This window comes from Litorivivens sp., from assembly GCF_041625495.1.
Taxonomy (GTDB): Bacteria; Pseudomonadota; Gammaproteobacteria; order Pseudomonadales; family Spongiibacteraceae; genus Litorivivens.
The window spans coordinates 1-6,047 of record NZ_JBFJTH010000198.1 but is presented as its reverse complement, the minus strand read 5'-3'; the positions used below and the strand labels follow the sequence as shown (position 1 = coordinate 6,047).

The following is a 6,047-nucleotide window of genomic DNA, read 5'->3' as shown; positions in this document are numbered from 1 at the left end:
GTAAGCGGCACAGTAAAACCAATGGCTCCCAGCTTGACAGTGCGGCCCGCAAATTTGACCTGTTTATAGCGCAGATGCAATTGGGTGTCGCCCACATGGCGGGTTACATCGAAGAGTGTACCTTTATCCTGCGAGTAGAATGTGCCGTTCATCACAGTAAAGGACGTGTTTAAGCTTTCGGCAAAATAGCTGTAAGAAGCGAGCCGCATAGTGCGCTGTATATCAGTATCCTGATCTTTAAAACGGCCATACAGCAGCCGTAGCCTGTGGTTGCCATTGCCGGGCTCCCATCGAGATTCCGATAATACGCCGCGCTGTTTGTCGAAGAAACGCCCGGCGGAGAGCATGGTGGTGGCCCCTTGCCACAGTGGTACTGTTTGGTTAAACACGACATCTTTGACGCCAGAGCGAATTTTGCTGCCAGCAAAAATGCCGCCGGTTTTAAAATCTTTGCTGTCGTCTACCGGCACATCGTAGTTGATATTCAGTACAGCACCGCGCCAAACCGGAATACGCACATCGGCGCGGGCGGCCAGTGAGTAGTCAAACACACCGTATTCTGTACCTAACGTAGATGACAACAAGGGTTTGACCATAACAGTCGGCTTGAAATACCGGAAATCACTCAGCTGTGCCCAGGTGCCAGCACCCCGCCGCACCACAGAACTTGGCGCGGTACGATAGGTCAGCATCGGGCTGCTCTGCTCGCCAGCCAGAAAGGCGCGATAATCCGACACCCTGCCCTGCGCGGAAAACAGCGGTACGCCATATTTTTGCATCTGCACGTGAAAGGTTGCGCTAGCAGGCAGGTGGGTGGCCGCCTCACCCATTGCCAGACCCAGCGCGTCTATCAGGTTCTGGTTGAACACGTGGTTTTCAAATACCACATAAACCGTGCCACGCTCCTGCCAGATATTAACTTCCTCAAAACCGTGCGATACCAGTGTGACTGCCAGCGCTGTAAAGGAGGCTTGATCCTGCTCGGAGACTAACAGGTTATCCAGATCTTCAACGATCACCTGAGGTTTGGGGTTTACCGGCTCTTCGATCAAGCGGTCGGCCAGCGGCGGCAGCCCTGAGAAACCGGTAGAGAGATCCATATTAACGGCGATGGAAAAGAAACTGTCGTCTGGCCTTTCACTTTCGTGGCCCAACTCGGCATAGGTAGCCGAGAAGTTCAGCCCACCACCAAACCAGTGGTCTGGCGTATTCAGGCGCAGGCCGTAGTTCACGTCATCTGCATCGTGCTCTGCCAAGAGGCCTAGCCAGGAGAATGGCTGGTATTCGATACCGCCGAATACGCCATCGAGACGAACGTTTTCATCAAAAGCTCTTGCTACGTTTGAATTAACACTTGCTTCACCAGCACCTAAAGTAATACGGAACGCATCGTAGGTGTAGCTGCCGACCAGATAACGGCCATCAAACTCGTTGACCGAACCGCCGAGATCCGATTCACCAAACGCAAAGCGAAAGCCCTCTATCGGCGACCACGGCGAGGCGATTTTGATATTAAACGAAAGATCAGACCCCCCCGAGCTATCGGCCGTTATATTACGGCCGACCATCTCGACACCCGCAAACGGGCTGGCACCAATAAAAACATCATTGCCCTCGCCAATTTTGTTTCTTGGCGTGAACCGCCCTTCTATTTGATTATCACGCGAAATAACCCCAACGCCAGGGCCAATGGTGGCGGCGTTGGGCACATTTATCAGACCGGTATAGCCCTGAAAATTCAGTTGATTGCGCGGGGAAGCAGCAAGCGCTGGCACGGATGCCACGGCGACGCTGAGCATCAGAATGGAAGGTGTTTTATTCACAGGTATCCGCAGGAACAAAAAAGGCGGCTGAGGGCAGCCGCCTGTTTACGCTAATTAATTACTAATTTAACCGCCAGTGCCTGTACCACCGGTGCCACCAGTAGCACCCGTGGGTTGCGGCTGCGGGTTAAGCCCGGGGCAATCCACAGTACGGGCTACCACAGTAAGCAACCCATTAGAGCTGTCTACTATCGTCTTCGGCGAGAATGGCGCACGCAAGCTTCTGTACTGACCTTGCTCGCGAATGTAAGTGAAATACTCATAGGTCAGGTTCGGATCAAGGTTGCCAATAGTGCCTTTACCATTTGCCTCTGTGCTTACGATCCCCATAAAGCCCCTACGGAAGACATAAGACTTGGTTGGGTAAGCTGTGCGCACGCTATTATCTTGCTGACACTGCTGCACAATTTCAAAGTTCAGAGTTACCAGCTCGGATGCCGCTGGGTTTGCTTTGTTCAAGTGCACGGTACCCGCATGCAGATCACAGAGGGTCATGTCATCAGCATTACCACGAATACCATCCGGGCCTGCACCAACATTCAATTTGCCGTTGTTCGCGGTAATGGTCGCGCCGCTGGCCGTAACAAACCGATCGATCATGGACGAGTTATCGTCGCCAATCAGCTCAATGGTCGTTTTAAAGGTCGGGTTATTTGCAAGGATCAGCTGGGTAGTGTTCGAATCATAAGTCGTTTTCAGGCGGCTCCAGCCACCACCGTTCTGGTAACCCGCAAACTTGAAGCGACGCTGATTGGGAACGCCCGAGGAATCGACAACACTAGCGGTCATTGTGCGGGGGTCGCTCCCCTGCACGCTACAGCGGTTACCACGGAAGTCCAAATTAAAGTAAGACAAGTGGTCTGTTTTGAACTGACCATTCAGGAGGCCATCGCCTGGCGTAGTATCTGTCAGCGTTACACTTGCAGGTTGTCCAGCGCCTGGCTCGCCCGCAGGAATCTTTTCACGCTCCCATTTACCGGTCAGCTCGTTATAAGTCCATACCGGCACTTTCTCGCCAACATCTACCACACCATTATTGTTGGTATCGAATGCAGGGTCAGGAGCAGCCGTACCTTCCGGCACAGTGATGTCGATGGTAATCGGCTTATCGAATTTTTTGACCAGATTGCCGGCATCATCACGGATCTCAATGGAGGTGAAACCAGCACTTGAGAATGAAATTGCCTGATCGGGAATGGTGTTGCCGCTCGCATCTACGTCGCTGATGGACGTATCCAGGCCACCGGGGAAGGTGTTGAGCGACGAATTAGTCGGCGGAGTGCTACCCCCGGTGTTTACGTCATTTTCAAAGTAAGCAACATTAACGGTCAGGTTGCCTGTTACTGGTGCGCCGCTCTCAGTTGTCAGCTTAGTGCCAGAAGGCACCGCCAGAGACGTTGTACCTTTTGCCTTGGACTTGGTAGTGTCTACCGGAGTTTTTGCTGCGATTGGAGCTGACACTGCACCAGACGCGTCTGAGGTGGCTGTTACCTTGGTGGTACTGATAGCTTTAGCGGGATCAGCAAGGTCGTTCTTGGTCATCTTGATAACAACAATTGTGTCGCCATCTTTGTCTATGTTGACCAGATTAGAGCTGCGGAAATAGCCATCCTTTGAACCCACGAAGATAACGTCGAGCGGGTCCGCCGAGAAGGTCGGGCTTCCATCGGCCAGACCCAAGGCTAAGATGCCGTTCTTAGCGGTGAACGAAGTAGCCGAAGTGGTACTACCCACCGGAGCCAAACGCAAGGCGTCCCCCGTCGCAGCGCCTGAGGTATCTCTCACCAGAACCGTGGTATCACCGGGGATTGGATCGTCGTCCACGTCAACCAGAACTACGTTAATGGAGCTCGTTATTGGCGCCAAGGCAGGCGGCGCAGTTGGCCCAGGCCGAGGGCTATCGTCGTCAAATGCCTTACTGCAACCACTTAAAAGAACGGCGCTGGCAACGGCTATCGCTGTGAGCGCCTTATGTATGTTCCCCATCTCTATATGCTCCCTTGGCTTCTAGGTTCCTGGGCGGGCTTGTGCAATTCAATCAACAAAAAGCGTTTTTATCGCGCTGTTTTGAACGGGAGATACGACGATCCATTTCTAACAGAGAGAACCCGCACTTTGTTGTTTGCTATAGCGGATACCAAATATTAAAGGCATTACCCCATAAAACAGCAGTGTAGCCGACAAATTAAAGCTTGTTCAACTGAATAATCAATTCTTTCAGTATATTTGACGACCAAGCTAACACCCTTTTTAGCGCTGACAACTATGATTCTGCCTTTTTAATGTGAATACACCATGACAGTATCAAGACTACGTTGAAAACGCTTTCACCACTCCATGAACCAGCAATAAATACGCCAGCTATCGCCCAATGGCGCTTTACTGGTCTCCCAGCACAAAATAGCACAGGTTTGCCAGCTCTGCGGGCACTAAGCCATTTATTTAACAGGAATAAATGGCGAAACCTGCTCCAGGATTCTCGCTCTAACTCGAAGCGCTGCGGCCTCTAACGCACCAATTACTGTCACAGTCTGGCCCATTATTGGGTCATCTAGCAGCTACGCGCACCGCATGGTGCAGTTCCAGGCTGGCGATTTGGCGATTTACGCTGGTGAAGTGGGCCAGCTCTCCGGTATCGCTCAGGGCAAGGGCGATGTAGCCCGCATGGAATTCGCCCAGCGCGCTGTCGTAACTCCGCCAGCGATCGCCAGTCCACACCTGCACCCAGGCATGGGGTGTAAATACGTGGCTGCGCCCTAAAAATCGCTGGTTGCTGTAGGCCATACCCAGTGCAACGCGGGCCGGAAAGCCGGCGGCTCTGGCAAGCGCCACCAGCAATAGCGCGTGCTCGGTACAATCACCCTTTCCTGTTTGCAGGGCCTCCAATGCCGTGCCAAAGCCAGCGTAATCGGGCTGTTGATCCATGGCCAGCCGCACAAAACGCGTTAGCACCGACATGGATTGCACCACGTCGATGCGCTTTTCAGGTGGCAGCACATCGTTGAGTGTTGCGCGGATCTCCGGAGCCTCCGCTGTTATCCAGTAGCTGCTCTGCCGCAGGCGAGTATGGTCTTCTGCTGTTGGCGGTTGCTCGCTGCCACAGCTTGCGCAGATATCCAGCTGCCATTCGCCAGATTCTTTCTTCTTTATAACCTGTTGTTCGCCGGTTTGCGGTGGGTTGAGCCCATTGCCGCTCAGCGTATAGCGAATATGGCCACGCAGCGCCGCCTCCGGCAGGCGAAAGGGAGAACGGACGATCTGGCGATAAACATGGGTTGCGGGTTGAAAGGCCGCTTCAGCGCATGCCTGACTGCAGGTTACGAGTTCGAGCAGTTCGCCGCCGGATTCGGCGGTTTCTTTCAAGGGCTGAAAGGCTTCGTTGGTGTAAAGGTGGGTGATATCGCCGTTATGCCGTTTGCGCTCAAGGTGCCAGGCCGAGTGCTCACCCGATCGTTTGCGGGCGCGCAGTTCGACCGGCTCAAAGGCCATTGTGGCAAAGCTGAAGCTGCTGTAATTCACGGTGCGGTAATCGTTTTGCAGCCGACTCAGGGCCTGGATAACACCATTGTTGAGAAGAAAGTTGTCCGGGGCTCTGAATTCGCGCGCTTCGCTATCACCGCCCTGCTCCCGAGTAACCTGCCAGCGGCCATCTTTGAGCACGCCCCGGTAGTGATAGTTGGCCGTGTTGGAAGCAACCTGTTTGCTGTAGGCAAGCGGCTTGCCGGTGAGCGTTTCACGGTAGATCTGAGTGGTAGTGCTGGTTCTAGGCTGCTCCCCCGGTTGCTGCAGCGTGATGAATAGCGTTTCGGTGGTTGTGATCGTAAAGCCGTTGATGCTTTGTTGGATATGGCGATGGCCGATTTTCTTGCCGCCAAGGGTGACGCTTTGCCAGATATCGGTGGCATGAAGCTGGTTGGCTGCAAGCAGGAGAACAATGGCGATTACGCGCATAAGCGACGATGAGACAGGGGATTGAATGTGGAGTGTAACGCGCGATTACGACGGTTTTGTGACAGCGGTTACAACTGCGAATTAGCTGTAACGGGTGGGAGCCTGCCCTGCAGGCGATGGGGTGGGGTTTTTCGTGGTGCCGGGGTTATTCGCCGGCGGGGCCGGCTCCCACAATTCGGGCCGCTGGTGGGAGCCTGCCTTGCAGGCGATGGGGGTGGGTTTTCGTGGTGCTGAGGGCTATTCGCCGGCGGGGACGGCTCCCACAATTCAGGC

3 protein-coding genes are annotated in these 6,047 nt (G+C 53.9%); all 3 read right to left on the bottom strand.

Annotated elements, in window-relative coordinates; translation table 11 throughout:
* Window positions 1–1,823, bottom strand: a 1,823-nt coding sequence (locus ABYP39_RS16690) for a YjbH domain-containing protein (RefSeq protein WP_372783691.1), incomplete at its 3' end; no start/stop codon positions are given.
* A gap of 66 nt (window positions 1,824–1,889) precedes the next feature.
* Window positions 1,890–3,809: a hypothetical protein gene (locus tag ABYP39_RS16685; protein ID WP_372783689.1), complete on the bottom strand. Its 1,920-nt coding sequence runs from the start codon at window positions 3,807–3,809 to the stop codon at window positions 1,890–1,892.
* A 561-nt stretch (window positions 3,810–4,370) separates the two neighbouring features.
* Entirely contained in the window at window positions 4,371–5,774 is a 1,404-nt protein-coding gene (locus ABYP39_RS16680; protein ID WP_372783687.1) for a transglutaminase domain-containing protein, read from the bottom strand.
* Window positions 5,775–6,047 lie beyond the last annotated feature (273 nt).

Bases quoted from the DNA above. Each gene is read 5' to 3' on its own strand.
- ABYP39_RS16685 (WP_372783689.1), bottom strand. From the start codon at position 3,809: ATGGGGAACATACATAAGGCGCTCACAGCGATAGCCGTTGCCAGCGCC.
- ABYP39_RS16680 (WP_372783687.1), bottom strand. From the start codon at position 5,774: ATGCGCGTAATCGCCATTGTTCTCCTGCTTGCAGCCAACCAGCTTCAT.